A 15,574-nucleotide genomic window follows, 5' to 3' on the forward strand; every position below is an offset into this window, starting at 1 on the left:
ATTCATCGGTTCAAACTGCTGAAATACTTACTATGTATACATTTTATCAGTTTTAAGCTCCGGTTTTTTCTGAGTTTGTGAGAAATCCGGGTTAGAAACCGCGTCTACATAGACAAAACCCACCTTCGTGGGTTTCAAACCCTCAATTTTTTCTTAGTCCGCGCAGGCGGACTTTGTTTGTATAGCCGTGAATTACATTCGCCGGGGCTTTTATTTGTTGCCTTGAAACTGCTTAATAATATTACTAATTAAAGGCAACTGTTCCAGTACCATTTTTGTTAAATCTACAAAAGATTTTTCAGAAAGACGGTTATCTTGACGGAGTTGCAGAACGCCTATTAAAACGATAAATATTGCTGTACCAATAATTGCTAAAGCTAGATAATGAAATGGTAGCGAACCACCAAAAAATGCAATTAGACAAAATACAACTACAAATACAAATAAATAGAACATTCCATTGCGAAAAGCAAACGGAAGTTTAACATCTTCTGACTTTGGCTTTTCTTCTTGCGGAGATTGATTAGACATAAAATTATTCCCTTTTTGAATTTGAACTTCTTTAGCGTTTATATAATAATTATCTCCGCTTACTCTGATTTCTTCTTGCTGAATAAATTGGTGTTTGTCCATTACATCATCAATTAAGCCCAAGACATTTACCATTTTGTAGGGTTTCTTGCGACATTGAATCTCGTCTTGCTTATCGGCGATAAATTGTCGCAATTCCTCAAATAAATAAAAGTGTGGCTCTTGGTTATCTTTGCAAGTTACACAATTACAGGGAATTAACTTGTTGTACTTCAGTCGCTTGTACGAGTCATGAATTTTATCGAGTTCATGTGTAACTATGGTCATCAAATCTCTTTTGTGACGACCTGAGACTCGAATTTTAATCTCCCGCTTGCCGTAATATTCAATCACCTCTGCTTTCGTCTGGTCTTTGCTGAGAACAACGCCGCTTTTCCAGACACATTGTTGTTCATTCATTAACTCATTCATGGCAACGATAAACTGGGTGATGATGCCCTTAGGCATGAAGTCATATTCGTAACGCAGAATCAGGTTGTCGGTTTGATTCCAGCCATAGAGGGGTTGATTAGCAGATAGCAGTTGTGGGGCAATATACTTTCCTTGGCTTCTAGGAATTTCGTAGCACAGCTTGAAGTTGATCATCAGCCGCAAGAGTTCATCATGCATCGTGGCGTATTCGTCTTCACACCAGATGTTTGCCAAGTCAGACCAGGTGAAACTGCCTAGATTGCTAATCACCTTTTCATTATCCAGCACTTTGTAGACTGCATCAGTTCCCCACTTGGGTTTGAGGATAACGGTCTTGTTCAAAAGTGGGTCTTCCTGGAAGTGCAAGCATACTCCCAAATCGTGCAGATAGCTGCTCAACTGCAACTTGTCATTTCTTTGAGTGAACCCATTTTGTTGGCAGATGTTCAGGTATTCATCCAAGTTGATGTGATTGCGTGCCTCACTCTCCAAAGCTTCCCGGACTCTAACCCAGGTTTTTGGGAGGGGACTGCCAATATGGGGCAGACTTTTAACGTAATGCTTGATTTTTTCTAAAACTTGTTCTAAACCCCTGTTGCTAGCAAGGTTTGTTGGTAAAGTCTCCTTCAAATTAGTAAACTGCCCCCGTAACTCACGTTCATTGATTTCTCGGTGGCGGTTTTGCTTCTCATTTTTGATGATTAGCAACGGACTATTATCGCTCAATAGTTCTACTACATTCAGCCAGTAATAAAAATCTGTGTCTTCCTTGCGGGTATCTGCTACTAAAACGTAGAGAGAACGCTTAGTGAGGAAAAACTGGTGAGTAGCATGGTAAATCTCTTGTCCACCAAAATCCCAGATGTTTACTCGAAATTCTCGCCCATCTTTCATTGGGAAATCCCACCGAATCACCTCAATTCCTTTCGTAGAGTCTTCCTCTCGGAGTTGATAATTTTGATCTTCAATTTTCTTCGCCAGTGTTGTTTTCCCTGCTCCACCTTCGCCGATAATTAGTAACTTTGCTTCACACAGATAATCTGTGCCTTCTGCTTGCAGTTGCCGGAAATAATCTCTAATTGCCTCAATACCTTGTTCAACAATTTCTGGTAGCGGCTTTTCGATGGGGTTGTCGTTTAAATTCAGGGAAGTGAGTTGTGGCAGGCGGGCGATCGCTTCTGGCAGTGTCCTTAATTGGTTGCCGCTTAAATACAGGGTGGTGAGTTGTTGGAGACTGGCGATCGCTTCTGGCAGCGTCGTTAATTGGTTGGTGCTTAAATTCAGGGTAGTGAGTTGTGGCAGGCGGGCAATCGCTTCTGGCAGCGTCGTTAATTGGTTGTCGGCTAAACCCAGGTAAGTGAGTTGTTGCAGGCGGACGATCGCTTCTGGCAGCGTCGTTAATTGGTTGTGGCTTAAACCCAGGGCAGTGAGTTGTTGCAAGCGGGTGATCGCTTCTGGCAGCGTCGTTAATTGGTTGCCGGCTAAACCCAGGGCAGTGAGTTGTTGCAAGCGGGCAATCGCTTCTGGCAGCGTCGTTAATTGGTTGCCGACTAAACCCAGGTAAGTGAGTTGTTGCAGGCGGGCGATCGCTTCTGGCAGCGTCGGTAATCGGTTGACGCTTAAATCCAGGGAAGTGAGTTGTTGTAAGTGGGTGATCGCTTCTGGCAGCGTCGTTAATTGGTTGTTGCTTAAATCCAGGGAAGTGAGTTGTTGCAGGCGGGCGATCGCTTCTGGCAGTGTCGTTAATTGGTTGCCGCTTAAATCCAAAACCTCCAACCATTTCAGTTCAAACACCTCAGCAGGGATCTCTGTTAATCCTTTATTGCTTAAATCTAATTTTTTAAGCTGTTTCTCTTTCGCTTCTAGGATTAGTTTAAGTAAATGTTGAGGCGTATTTGCCATACTGAGGTTCACCTGTTAACGAAAGTTATATGTAATGCCCCTGATTCGCTGGACAATTTCGCAACCACTAATATTTTGCACTAATCCCAACAACCGCCACAGGTTAGAAACCTCTGGCTAATAGCGAAAGTCCTCTTAAGAGGACTAAATTTTTTCCAGACTTGGATTTTAGTCTACATTGAGTAGACTTTCGCTATAAGAAAGCAAATTCGAGTTCCAGGCGGAGGTAGGTGCTAATTAAGAATGCTGCAAGATATCAAAACAATTTACTATTTTGTGTATTACTACACGAGTGCTAATAATTTTTACTGAATCTAAAAAGAATTTATCATTGCCAATAGTTCGGATTGGCTTGTCAACGAGTCTTTGATACTCATTAATGAGGCTCGGAACTCCGTTAATGAGTCTTTGATACTCGTGGATGAGCCTTTGATACTCGTGGACGAGTCTTTGATACTCGTGGACTAGTCTTTGATACTCGTGGACGAGTCTTTGATGGTTCTTTAGCCCTTGTTTATGCGACTTCTCCAGCCTGAAAAATCTGTTCAGCAGTTAAATTCAACTCTGGGAATGCTAGCGATTGAATGCGATCGCTTCCCCTAAATTGCCTAACTTGATACTCACCTTCAATTAGTTGGTAAATTGAGATAGTTGGTTGTTTAGGATTGCCAATAAAGTTCCTACCACCTAAACCTAAATAGTCTACAATCCAGTATTCAGGTATTCCGACCTCTTCGTATTTACCTGCTTTGGTAAAATAGTCGTCTCGCCAGTTGGTACTTACAACTTCAATTCCTAAAGGAATTGATGCCGCTTGGCTTACAGTAGATTCTTTTTTCCACAGAGGTTCATTAACTAAATTAGAGTTATTCAACAACAGTACATCTGGTGAGTAAGCTGCTTCGCTCTGATTCGGTTTAATGAAAGCTGTTTTGGGAATGAAATAAGGTAGTTTTAAACGTTTGTATTCTGTAACTATTTCCCCAACTAAAAATCCAACAATTTGTTCATGTTCGCCTGTGGGAGGAGCCATTTCAACAATTACTCCGTCATGCAGTTCATAGCGTCGTTGTGAGTTTTCTGGATACCAAGCAATAAATTCATCAAAGGTTAGTTGTTTGGTTAAGGCTTGAGTCATACTTTGCCCTTTGTTAATTTAAAATGAAAAGCAGAGTCTCCTGAATTGCGTTACTTGTCAAATCCAGGAAACGAAAAATTATATAATTTCCTGGAAGTAAAAATGGAAACAAAAAAATTGCGATCGCATATTGGCACAGATGGGATATTGCACATTCAGACACCTACTGATTATAAAGATACATCTGTAGAAGTAGTGGTAGTTGTGCAGCCGTTAGATAAAACAGACCTTGCACCATGCGATGACACTGTACTGCAATATAACGCTTGGGGAAAGCCGACAACAAAAAAATCAATTCAAGAAGCAATTGCCAATATGCAACAACTGCGGCGAGAAGTAGCTTTAGATAAAACCTCAATCCGCGAAATGCTTGAAGAGGGACGAAGATTTTAATGCAGTTTGTTTTGGATTGTTCTGTAGCAATTAGCTGGTGTTTGGTGGATGAAAACAATGGTTATGCTAATGACATACTCGCAATGATGCCTGATTCTGAAGCTTTTGTACCAGGAATTTGGTCGTTGGAAATTGCTAATACCCTTGTCGTGGCTGAACGACGTAACCGTATGACTAAAAAACAATCTGAGCAAGCTATTGCTTTGTTACAGTCACTATTAATTCAGGTTGACTTATTTACGGATGCAAAGGCGTTGGATGCAACCTTGAACCTAGCACGACAGGAAGGTTTAGCAGCTTATGACGCAGCTTATTTAGAATTGGCGCTGCGGTTACAATTGCCGTTAGCAACTCTTGATATTCGGTTAGCAGAGGCGGCGACTCGTTGCGGTGTGGGGTTAGTAGTTGTTGACAAGGAAATATGAAATCACGGCTGAGTTTGGGGCGTTTTTCACACCTCCCCATGCGAAACTGGGGAATTGCGTTCCCTGTGAAAGTCAGGGAACGAGAAAAACACGAAAATTTAAACTTTTGCCGCAGCACCTGGTAAACTGACTTTCAATCGCTTAAACATCGCTTCTCGTGCTTGTGCAGCGAGGCTATCGTCAAAAGGTTTTAAGGTAATTTCCTGGTGATACTTTAGGCGCAATGCTGTTTGAATTAACCAATCGGCGACAAAGGGATTTTTTGGTAATAAAGGGCCGTGGGAATAAGTTGCGATCGCATTCTGATAAAATGCTCCTTCTGTCCCATCTTCACCATTATTTCCCAAACCGTATACCACGCGCCCCAAAGCTTCCACTTTTCCTAGTTTGGTGCGTCCGCCGTGATTTTCAAAGCCTACCAAATATGGTGTAGTTCCAGTCATCTCTCGCAATTCTTGTGCTAGGCGTGAAGCTGTGACTTCAATTACCAAGTTACCAATACAGCGCTTAGTATTTTCACCAGGATGCACGGAAACTAAATCGAGTATTCCCAAACCATCAATCCTTTGTCCTAAGCCTGGTTCATAATAATGTCCCAGTAATTGGGGTGAACCACAAGTAAATACTCCTGGTGTTCCATTTTCGATTTTTTCGCGCATCGCGTCAGCTTTTGCACCTTGCAAATCACGCATGACAATTTCTTGCTGACGATCTTGTGCGCCACCACCAACGATGACATCTACAGTTTTTATATCTGCGGCTGTGGCATTTTGATCTAGGGGTAACACTTTAACATCGTATCCCCGCCACTCGGCGCGACGTTCTATAGTAATTACATTACCGCGATCGCCATAAGTACTCATCAGCGTCGGATAAAGCCAACCTATTGTTAATTCCAAATTTTGAGAACTCATAAATTTAGGGAATGGGGAGTAGGGAATTGGGAATTGGGAATAAGACGATCACAAATGACAAATGACAAATTTAAAGAATTTTCCGCCCAGTCAGAACTTCTCGCACTTCTAGCATGGCTGAATAGGTGGGGAGAATATGCAGAGTTTCATTGTCTGGTGTATGCTCTAATGCAGTTGCGATCGCTTGTCGCAAATCTTCTTCGACTATTAAATTCAAGTTACTGTCAGGTGACTTTTGGCTGTAACGTAAACGTAGTGCCATATCGTAGACGCGATCGCCACTCACTACTAAAGTCCCGCCGCGTTCGACTAATTTCTCGGTATCCACGTCCCAAATCCAGGATACATCAGTACCATCGGGTGTGCGATCGTTCAATACCAGTAGTGTGGTTTTATCTGTGCTTTGAGTAACTACGCGAATGGTTTCATTCGTTCCTACGGGATTTTTTGATAACAATATCCGCACTCGTTTACCGTTAATTACCAAATCTTCTGCACGACCAAAAGCAGCTTGGAAGTTGTTAATAGTATCTCTGATTGTTACTTCATCAACTCCTAACTCAATAGCCGCAGTAGCAGCAGCTAAAGTATTATATTTGTTGTACAAACCAACCAGAATTTGCGACCATTCACTACTTTCTAAAGTCGGTTTACTTTTAGTGAAACCACACTTTGGACAAGTAAAATCTCCTAAATGAGACAAATAAACACCCTTGTAATCTAGAGAATGTCCACATTTTGGACAGTAAATAGAATCAACAGCGTGAGGAATTGCTTCTAAATAATGTTCTGGTTCATTCAAGCCAAAGAATAACACCCGTTGCGGTAACTGCTGACCAAGGTTAGATAAAGTTGGGTCATCAGCATTAGGAATTACCACCGTTTCTGCGGGTAGCGTAGAAATAACTTTTGTCCAACGTTTACTAATTGTATCTACTTCGCCGTACCTATCAAGCTGGTCGCGGAACAAGTTTAAACAGAGAATAATTCGCGGCTGGAGTGGCTTTAATACTCTTGGGACAATATTTTCATCTACTTCCAAAATGGCATAATCAGTATTTAGCGTGCCTAGTAAGTTGGTGCTTTCTAACAGCGCCGTCATTAAGCCATTTTCCAGATTTGCACCTGTGGAATTATGAGTGACGCGAAAACCCTTGCGTTCTAGGATTGTGCATAAAAGCAGGGCTGTAGTGGTTTTGCCGTTAGTACCAGCAATTAAAATCACTCCATTTTTAACTTGCTGACTCAATAATTGTAAAAGTCGGGGTTCAATGCGACGAGCAATCGAGCCTGGTAATACACTAGCAGCACCCAGACGGAGCGATCGCACTATAAACGTCACACTTTTTGCCACTGACACCGCGAAACCCAATCGCAGCCTATCTATGAATTGAATTTTGTTTCCCACATCTGTACCCTAGTCTTCTGGCGTTGCTAATTGAAAGTATTTAATTGCAAATTTAATATGCGTGAGTTTAGCGAATCCTGACTGAAAAAGCCAGCCTCTTGATTTTGAGGCAGGGGGCGGGGGGTAGAGGGACAAGGGGACGAGGAGACAAGGGGACAAGGGGAGTATGCTTTATTGCCGAATTACCCAAACAGAAGGGTTATTAATCATACTCACCAATCCTCCAAGGACTCGGTTATAAAGTCCATACAATTCTCGGCCTTGTTCTAAATCTAAATAATTACATTTAACCGCAAACTTTAGCCAGACTTGAGTTTCTGCCGCCTCTGCTTCACAATCATTCAGTTTAGCCACAAAGGCTGCCTTATATCTTCGCTTGCGCCAAGCTACCCTTCGGGAACGCTGCGCGAACAGCTAAATTAGCACACACGGAGCGAGATGATCTGCGAATTTGGTCAGTTAAGGAATATCGCTCCTCAACAGGAAATTTTTTCGATATTTCAAAGATTTTCATTGCTGCGGAGAACGCCAGTTGATAAACCTCTAAATCTTCATGACTCTTGATAGATTCTTTTCCCATCCCCTTGTCCCTTGTCCCTTGTCCCCTCGTCCCCTTGTCCCTTGTCCCCTTGTCCCCTCGTCCCCTTGTCCCTTGTCCCCTTGTCCCCTCGTCCCCTCGTCCCCTTGTCCCCTTGTCCTCATCTCTATCATCCACTTACAAGAGATAATCTCAGTAGACGTTATCTTAAAAAATAGTGTGTGGGCGTAATTACATATCCGGCCCAGTTTTCTGAATTCAGCACAAACTCACGACAAGTAGTAGCTTGCAAGGTTCCTTTTGATGAATAGCACAAAATTTCTTTTTTTACATAAACAAATTACTGGCTGGCAAAGGTGGTTGTCCAAATGCCTGTTGTTGCTTGTAAGTCTTTTCATTATAAGTACGCAACCTGCTTATGCTGGTCTTGATAATGATTTATATGATGGCAACATCTTCGTTGTTTATGCTGGCAACGGTTCATTGGTTCCTCCCAGGCAGACACTCGCACAAACTTTAGCGGAACATAAACCCATATTTTTGGCCTTTTATTTGGATGACAGCAGTGATTCTAAAAGATATGCCATTTCTATCTCACGGGTACAGGAATTCTACGGTCAGGTAGCAGAGATTATGCCAATTAATGTAGATACTATTCCGTCTAAAGAAACCTACGACTCTACAGAACCAGGATATTACTATTCTGGGTCTGTTCCTCAAGTCGTAGTGTTTAATAAAGCAGGTGAGGTAGTTTTGGATAAAAAAGGTCAAGTACCTTTTGAAGAAATAGACGATCAATTTCGCAAAATCTTTGATTTATTACCACGTACTGAAACAGCACAGCTAAAGCGACGAGCTTTTAATGAGTTCAGTAGTGAGTTAGCTAGATAAGTTATTGGGTAGACCAAATTGGTCTGCCCTGGTTTTTCGTGTTATCTGTTACTACATTTCGGCTGATGCCAAAGCATAATATTGAAATATCTGTGTTAACCATTTAGAAAAGTAATCTCTAGTCCCGTATTGAGTGTATTCTGATGTCAAAGGTTTACACCACCCAGGAGCTAATTCAAGTTTTGGCAGCCGAACGCCAAGCTTGCCTCAACGGAAAACGCCTAAAGTTAGAGATAACGGTCTCTGGCAATCCTGTAATTGACCAGTTTATCAGAACTGATGGGCTGCAACAATTCACGGCCTATCAAGATTTCAAAGCTGCGATTCACGACTATCAGAAAGAAAATCAAGTTTCAGGTATTATCTGGCGAGACGTGACAGTTAAAGGTAAAAACTTGAACTATCCCGAAGTAAACACTGAGTTAATTGCCCTCCCTAGTGACTTAGAGATATTAAAAGCCGCTAAAAATTCCATTGTAGAATTTTGGTATGAAGTCTCGATGGGCATGGATTTATATTTGAGTTTCAATAACAGTAAACAATACCAACAAATTCTTACGTCTGATTTAGAAAGAATTGTTCAAAGAACAGAATGGGCAAGTTTATGTAAGTGGGAAAATTCCAGTTTTTTGGAAATGATTTTGCAGCTAGGATGGGGTAAACCAGAAGAAGCTTACTATAAACGAGGAAGACCGCGATCGGGTAGTGAATATATCCATGCAGTCAATCCTGGTAATCGACCCATTGGTTGAGGGAAGGGGCAGGAGGCAGGAGGCAGGGGGCAGGAGGCAGGGGGCAGGGGGCAGGAGGCAGGGGGCAGGGGGCAGGGGGCAGGGGGCAGGGAGTAGGGGAGAAAGATACTGGAATTTGCTCTTTTTCCTATTATTTGAACAATCCCTCCTATCGGCTTCAGGGTTGATTCTGCCCGATGAGATTGACGATCGCTGTGGCTAATTCAGATGGATCTACGGGTTTAGGTAGGTGTTTTTGAAATCCTGCTGCCATTGCTTGGTTGTAGTTGATTTCTCCAGCATAAGCTGTTAGTGCGATCGCTGGAATTTGCCCGCCTTCCTCTGGCGGTAATTTTCTCACTTCACGCAGTAGCATATAGCCATCCATTAAGGGCATTCCAATATCGCTTAACAGGATGTCTGGCTTTGATTGCATTAATATTTCTAGGGCTTCGGCTGCTGATTCAACTGCGGTTACAGTCGCACCATATTGTTCTAGGACAAAGCTGAAAAACTCTCGCACATCAGCTTGATCGTCCACAAGCAGGATTTGTACCCCAGCCAATAATGTGTCGTCACTACTTAGTTCTGTTTCAGAAACCTCGTCACTGCTGACTCGTGACTCAGAATTTTTCAGCAAAGGTAGTCTGACTGTAAAAGTAGCACCTTGCCCTTCTCCTAAACTATCTGCCTGAACTGTACCACCGTGAAGTTCTACTAAATGGCGCACAATTGCCAGTCCTAATCCTAGTCCGCCAAATACTCTGGTTGTTTTAGCATCAGCTTGCCGAAAGTAATCAAAGACGTAGGGCAAAAATTCCGGGATGATTCCTTTACCAGTATCAATCACCTGGATTTGAGCCTCTGAGCCAACTTGCTCTAGACGCACTTCGACTCGTCCTTCTGTAGGTGTGAATTTAACGGCATTGGAGAGGAGATTCCACATTACTTGTTGTAAGCGATCGCTATCGCCGAGAACTTTGCCGATATCATTACTTAAAACCGTTTGAATTTGAATCGATTTGGCTTCTGCTGCTAAACGCACCGTTTCTAGTGCAGCTGCGATCGCTATTTTCAAATCCACTGCATAGAGATTTAACCTGACTTTACCTTGTAAAATCCGCGAAACATCAAGTAAATCTCCAATTAATTGAGTTTGTAATTTAGCATTCCGCTCGATTGTTTCCAATGCCCGAATTTTAGTAGCTTCATCGAACTTGCGGGTTCGGAGTAACTTTGCCCACCCTAAAATCGGGTTCAAGGGAGTTCGGAGTTCATGAGAAAGGACAGCGAGGAATTCATCTTTAATGCGGTTGGCTGTCTCAGCTTGGGCCCTGGCGGTCTTTTCGGCTTCGTAAAGTTGGGCGCGAGCGATCGCTTGGGCACACTGCTGTCCCAGCGTTAACATAAATCCCCGGTCTTTTTCGGTAAATATTTGTCCAGTGGTAAAGCTTAATCCCAGTGCCCCAATTACTTTGCCTTCTGCTATCAAGGGAATGGAAGCCCAAGAATTATTCCCTATTACAGTCACAACATTTGCTAAATCTGGATATCTAGCAATCATAGCTGCTAAATTTTCTAAAAAAATCGGCTGCCCAGTTCTGACTGTTTCTGCTATTTGGTTTGGTGATGTGATGGGAAAAGTTGCCCAAGTATTGATGAGTGTTTGCGGATAGCCAATTGCCTGCACAACTTTTAGGGTCGTATCCCCCTCAGTAAGTAAGACAACAGAACCACCAGTTGCTTCCAAGGCGGCAATTCCTTGGTTCACCACGACATCGGCTACCTGTTGGGGAGTTAAGGCTTCCGAGAAAGCAGCAGTTATTCTTTGTAAAAGTATGGTGCGATTGACAGACCTTTCAGCTGCCTGTTTTGCCTGTTGAGTTTCCTCGTAGAGTCTGGCGTTATCAATGGCTGTGGCTGCCCGACGCGCAATATCTTCTGCTAATGCCAAGTCTGTTTGTTGGTAGTATCGGCCTGATTCGGCTGTGAAAAAAGAGATTGCTCCAAATAATTGCCCACGAGAACGAACTGGAATCACCATTAGAGAACAAATACCCAAACTTTGCAGTAATTGCAGATGTTCGTCGTCTTCAGCCATCTGCAAAAGATGAGAGCCGGATAATTTGGGATAAAAGACAGATATACCAAGCCGTAGCTGCTGCACAAGCTGTTTGGCTCTAGTTTTGGGTCGATAACGCCGCCGGATTTCGTCTAAAGTATTTAGTTTTGTGGGATCGGCAATTGCGATCGCAATTTGTTTACTTGACCAATCTTCCTGGAAGACATCTACAATACATAAATCAGCCAAGGTAGGAACTGCTAGATTAGCCACATTTTCTAAGGTGATTTCATAATCTAATGAGGCAGCGAGTAAGGTGCTGGCCTCGACTAAAAACTGTTGTGTCGTTTCAACTCGTTTGCGTTCGCTAATATCCTCAATAATGCCTAACGCATACTTTGGTTGTCCATTAGCATCCCAAACTGCTGATGAAGTTAGGTTTACCCAAACTATAGAACCATCTTTGCGGATGTAGCGCTTCTCTAAGGAATAACCACTAATTTCTTTTGCTAAAACTCGCCGAGCATTTTCCAAGTCAACTGCTAAGTCGTCAGGATGGGTAATTTCCTTAAAGGTTATTTGCATTAACTCTTCAGGGCTGTACCCAGTAATTTCGCATACGGCAGGATTAACCTGAATAAATTTTCCATCCAACGCTACCAGCGTAATACCCACAACTGCCTGGTTAAACATTGCCCGAAATCTTTCTTCGCTTTCTCGCAAAGCCACTTCTGTTTGCTTGGCTGCTGTCACCTCTGCCAAAATAATCCCGATTCCTACCGTTTCGTCCATTACGTTGTTGACTGGGTAATAGTTGCCCAGCCAGTAGCCGTAACGTCTGGATTGTTCCCTTGTCTCACCGCTAATTTCTATATTCAGCAGTGGTTCTCCAGTATCTAAGACGCGCTGTAACTGTTGCTCTTCCTGAGCCGCCATTGCTGGCAATACTTCCCCAAATTTGCGTCCTAGATGTTCTTCTATAGTCAAACCATTAATGTCAGCGAAAACTTGATTAATTCGGAGATATCGCAGTTCCCGATCCAAAAAGCATACGGCAACAGGAGCGGCTTCTAACAGTGCATCTAAAAGAGATAGAGATTCGGCGTAATGGACTAAAGCCTGGTGGATGTCTCGATAAAGTCGGGCATTTTCTATTGCTAAGGCTGCACGGTGGGTAATCTCTGTTGCTAAAGTTAGGTCAGTGCGATCGTAGCGACGGTTTGATTGCGTTCTGACAAAGCTGATTGTGCCGAGTACTCGCCCTTGTGCAATTAAGGGCACAATCATCATAGACTTCATCCCCAATTGCCGAACAAGTTCTAAATGTTCCTGATTCTGAGTGCTTGCAACTAATAGCGAGTCAGATATTTCTGAGATTAATTCGCTTTGTCCGGTTTGCAGTACTCTAGTAATTGCACTTGCACCTTTGTAATCTCTTGCATACTCCTGAAGTTTACGTGCTAACTCCGCCTTAGATGGGTCTGCATGGGCAATTGGTAGGTGGCGAATGGAACCATCTTCATTTAAAATGCCAACACTACACCAATCAGCTAGCTGGGGAACTAAAATTTTGGCAATTTGTTCTAAGGTTTCTTCATAATCTAGCGAAGTAGATAGTACACTACTAACTTGCGCCATATAGCGGAGTCTTTCTTCAGCCTGCTTGCGTTCTGTAATATTTACAGCTGCACAAGTAATACCATGAATATTATTGTCTGTATCTTTCAGTGGTTCAACCAGCAAATCATAGTAACGATATTCTCCGCAAGTTGTCAGATAAACCTCTTCACGGGTTGAAATACCAGTCTCTATTACCTTCAGCTTAATTGCCTTCAATTGCTCTGCTACTGAAGCTGGAAATAATTCGTCATCAGACTTACCTAACATTTCCTCAGCAGTATCTAGACCTTGAGGATTATGAATCCATTGATATCGCAAATCTCGATCTTGTTGAAAGACCACAATATCTGAACTGCTTAACGCTAATCGAAATCTCTCCTCACTAACTCTTAGCTGTTGGAGATTTTCATCACCGCATATCTTAGCATTTTTTAATGCCTCACATAAGATACTAAAGAGCAATCCTTGTAATGCAAACAACCCAATTCGCACAGAATTAGATAGGTCAAAACTCAGCTCATAAGCTGGCGGGAGAAAGAAGTAATTGCTCAGTAATGCAGACAAGGAAGTTGCTAATAGCCCTGATTTCAAACCACCATACCAAGCACTAACCGTTACAGCGCCAAAGAACAGCAAGAAAGGAGTTCCACTCATGCTTAACCAAGGGTCTAGCATCAACATTAACACTAATGTAAATGTGACAATTAATACAACAATTCCATAGCGCCGTAATAGGGAATAATGAATATGAGGCATGAAAATGTCTAAGGACAACCAATACTGATTGCAGAGGCTCTACATACCCTAAGCTAGTTTTCAAGTTTTAGTAATTTATCTCTAGATAGATTTTTGTCAGTTTTAAAAACCTCTTTTGCTAGAGGCTAATTATTAAGTTATATAGTAATACCAACCATAATTTATTATGAATATTCTGTATCCATAACATTAAATTGCCGATAGTGAATAGTCAATTATCAGAAATGTGGTAGCTTAATTTGCTTATAGAAATTATGGTATAAAATCTACTAATGGCTAGTTATTTAATTAGTAAGTTTTAATCATCACAATATTAGAAATATCTTCTAGCAAAATTAAGAATTCGAGCAACTAAATCAACTTCTATAAAAGTTCGTAGTAAGGACTTTAGTCCTTGATTTGAGCGATTTATCACTCACTACAAACCTAGCAAAATTAATGCGATAGACCACTATAGGAATCCGGTTTTATTCCTGAATTTACTTGCGTGGGCAGGGAATAGGGAATAAGGCATACATCCATACTGAGTCTTGTTCAAAAATCAAATAGGAGTCCTATATTTCTAGCTGCTCTATCAAAAGTGTTGGGAAGAATTTTCCTAACTCTCCTACTCAGCACTCGGATAGTACTGCTACCAATTTTTCAAGATGTGCTACTTCATGAGTTGCCATTACAGATATTCTGATTCGACTTGTGGGCACTGTAGGAGGACGAATTGCTGGGGCAAAAATGCCAGCATCTCTTAGCTGTTTTCCAGCTTTGAGGGCATCTGTAGCATTAGGCAATTGAAAGCATAATATGGGTGATTCAGAAGGCAGCAATTTTAAGTTAGGCAACTGTTGCAGCAAAGTTTTCAAGTAATGTATGTTCCCCCACAATTGGGTAAGGTGTTGTGGTTCTTGTTGCACTATCTTGATTGCTGCTAGGGCTGCTGCTGTATCAGCAGGTGAAAGCCCAGTGGTATAAATCCAACTGGGTGCGCGGTTTCGCAAAAAGTCAATTAAGGCGCTACTTCCTGCCACATAACCGCCTAAACTACCCAAAGCTTTACTCAAAGTCCCAATTTGAATTAATTGCTTTCCTGTACACCCAAAATGCTCAACACACCCAGCGCCAGTTTTTCCTAGTACCCCAGTGGCATGAGCTTCATCGACTAGCAGCATACAGCTAAATTCATCAGCCAGATCGAACAGCGCCGGCAACGGACATAAATCACCATCCATGCTGAAGACAGTATCAGTAAGAATTAAGCAACGTCGATAATTTGGCCTCTCCTGATTCAACTTGGCTTTGAGTACTGCCATATCACAGTGCGGATATTCCACAACTGCTGCACCGCTAAGAATCGCCCCATTTTTCAAACTGGAATGATTGTACTGGTCAGATAAAATTAAATCACGCTTGCCCACAAGGGCGGTAATAGCACCCAAATTAGCCAGATACCCTGAACTAAATACCAAGGCATCTTCTGTTTGTTTGGTAGATGCGATCGCCTTTTCTAATTCCCCATGCAATTCTCGATGCCCACTGAGTAATCTAGAACCAGTACTACCAGTGCCAAATTCTGCGATCGCAGCAGTTGCGGCTGCTATCAACCGCTCATCCCCAGCCAATCCCAAATAGTCATTGCTGGCAAAATTAATTACCTCTTGCCCAGCTAAAACCACCGTTGCACCTGGACGACCGTTGATAGGTTGTACCGAACGATACCAGTCCGCCCGATGAATTGTTGCTAAGGACTGTTCTAGCCAGGCATAAGGGTCGGTCATTGGGAATGGGGAATGGGGAATGGGG

The 15,574-nt window shown here is 42.4% G+C and carries 10 protein-coding genes and 1 pseudogene; 4 read left to right on the plus strand and 7 right to left on the minus strand.

What is annotated here, in order from left to right; translation table 11 throughout:
• Positions 1 to 210 precede the first annotated feature (210 nt).
• Together V7K69_RS01505 and V7K69_RS01510 are read right to left on the minus strand one after the other, a co-directional pair.
• On the minus strand, positions 211 to 2,904 hold the full coding sequence (locus V7K69_RS01505) for a COR domain-containing protein (protein ID WP_335030764.1): 2,694 nt from the start codon (positions 2,902 to 2,904) through the stop codon (positions 211 to 213).
• A 514-nt stretch (positions 2,905 to 3,418) separates the two neighbouring features.
• Positions 3,419 to 4,042 carry a Uma2 family endonuclease gene (locus tag V7K69_RS01510; protein WP_335030765.1) on the minus strand — a complete coding sequence of 208 codons (624 nt, stop codon included), beginning with the start codon at positions 4,040 to 4,042 and terminating at the stop codon, positions 3,419 to 3,421.
• Positions 4,043 to 4,144: 102 nt separating this feature from the next.
• Between V7K69_RS01510 and V7K69_RS01515 the strand changes: the two genes are divergently transcribed.
• Positions 4,145 to 4,435 carry a hypothetical protein gene (locus tag V7K69_RS01515; protein ID WP_335030766.1) on the plus strand — a complete coding sequence of 97 codons (291 nt, stop codon included), beginning with the start codon at positions 4,145 to 4,147 and terminating at the stop codon, positions 4,433 to 4,435.
• Entirely contained in the window at positions 4,435 to 4,860 is a 426-nt protein-coding gene (locus V7K69_RS01520; protein ID WP_335030767.1) for a type II toxin-antitoxin system VapC family toxin, read from the plus strand. Before V7K69_RS01515 ends, V7K69_RS01520 begins: the two co-directional genes overlap by 1 nt.
• A gap of 98 nt (positions 4,861 to 4,958) precedes the next feature.
• Here the strand turns inward: V7K69_RS01520 and V7K69_RS01525 are convergent, their stop codons facing one another.
• The 3 genes and pseudogenes from V7K69_RS01525 to V7K69_RS01535 form a co-directional block, all read right to left on the minus strand.
• On the minus strand, positions 4,959 to 5,774 hold the full coding sequence (locus V7K69_RS01525) for a type 1 glutamine amidotransferase (protein WP_335030768.1): 816 nt from the start codon (positions 5,772 to 5,774) through the stop codon (positions 4,959 to 4,961).
• A gap of 70 nt (positions 5,775 to 5,844) precedes the next feature.
• Positions 5,845 to 7,182, minus strand: a complete 1,338-nt coding sequence (locus tag V7K69_RS01530; RefSeq protein WP_335030769.1) for a Mur ligase family protein — start codon at positions 7,180 to 7,182, stop codon at positions 5,845 to 5,847.
• 171 nt (positions 7,183 to 7,353) lie between these two features.
• Positions 7,354 to 7,762, minus strand: a pseudogene (locus V7K69_RS01535) (four helix bundle protein).
• A 261-nt stretch (positions 7,763 to 8,023) separates the two neighbouring features.
• On the opposite strand from V7K69_RS01535, the gene V7K69_RS01540 reads away from it, so the two are divergent.
• Both V7K69_RS01540 and V7K69_RS01545 read left to right on the plus strand, forming a co-directional pair.
• Positions 8,024 to 8,611, plus strand: a complete 588-nt coding sequence (locus V7K69_RS01540; RefSeq protein WP_335030771.1) for a thylakoid membrane photosystem I accumulation factor — start codon at positions 8,024 to 8,026, stop codon at positions 8,609 to 8,611.
• A gap of 143 nt (positions 8,612 to 8,754) precedes the next feature.
• Positions 8,755 to 9,363: a hypothetical protein gene (locus V7K69_RS01545; protein ID WP_335030773.1), complete on the plus strand. Its 609-nt coding sequence runs from the start codon at positions 8,755 to 8,757 to the stop codon at positions 9,361 to 9,363.
• A 157-nt stretch (positions 9,364 to 9,520) separates the two neighbouring features.
• Here V7K69_RS01545 and V7K69_RS01550 read toward each other — a convergent pair whose 3' ends face one another.
• Both V7K69_RS01550 and bioF read right to left on the minus strand, forming a co-directional pair.
• Positions 9,521 to 13,780 carry a PAS domain S-box protein gene (locus V7K69_RS01550; protein WP_335030775.1) on the minus strand — a complete coding sequence of 1,420 codons (4,260 nt, stop codon included), beginning with the start codon at positions 13,778 to 13,780 and terminating at the stop codon, positions 9,521 to 9,523.
• A gap of 611 nt (positions 13,781 to 14,391) precedes the next feature.
• Positions 14,392 to 15,549 carry an 8-amino-7-oxononanoate synthase gene (bioF, locus tag V7K69_RS01555; protein ID WP_335030777.1) on the minus strand — a complete coding sequence of 386 codons (1,158 nt, stop codon included), beginning with the start codon at positions 15,547 to 15,549 and terminating at the stop codon, positions 14,392 to 14,394.
• Positions 15,550 to 15,574 lie beyond the last annotated feature (25 nt).

This window comes from Nostoc sp. (assembly GCF_036917775.1).
Taxonomy (GTDB): Bacteria; Cyanobacteriota; Cyanobacteriia; order Cyanobacteriales; family Nostocaceae; genus Nostoc.

Excerpts from the sequence above, each read along its gene's own strand:
- bioF (WP_335030777.1), bottom strand. The coding sequence starts at position 15,549 with ATGACCGACCCTTATGCCTGGCTAGAACAGTCCTTAGCAACAATTCAT.
- V7K69_RS01545 (WP_335030773.1), top strand. The coding sequence starts at position 8,755 with ATGTCAAAGGTTTACACCACCCAGGAGCTAATTCAAGTTTTGGCAGCC.
- V7K69_RS01550 (WP_335030775.1), bottom strand. The coding sequence starts at position 13,780 with ATGCCTCATATTCATTATTCCCTATTACGGCGCTATGGAATTGTTGTA.
- V7K69_RS01525 (WP_335030768.1), bottom strand. The coding sequence starts at position 5,774 with ATGAGTTCTCAAAATTTGGAATTAACAATAGGTTGGCTTTATCCGACG.
- V7K69_RS01515 (WP_335030766.1), top strand. The coding sequence starts at position 4,145 with ATGGAAACAAAAAAATTGCGATCGCATATTGGCACAGATGGGATATTG.
- V7K69_RS01505 (WP_335030764.1), bottom strand. The coding sequence starts at position 2,904 with ATGGCAAATACGCCTCAACATTTACTTAAACTAATCCTAGAAGCGAAA.
- V7K69_RS01510 (WP_335030765.1), bottom strand. The coding sequence starts at position 4,042 with ATGACTCAAGCCTTAACCAAACAACTAACCTTTGATGAATTTATTGCT.
- V7K69_RS01540 (WP_335030771.1), top strand. The coding sequence starts at position 8,024 with ATGAATAGCACAAAATTTCTTTTTTTACATAAACAAATTACTGGCTGG.
- V7K69_RS01520 (WP_335030767.1), top strand. The coding sequence starts at position 4,435 with ATGCAGTTTGTTTTGGATTGTTCTGTAGCAATTAGCTGGTGTTTGGTG.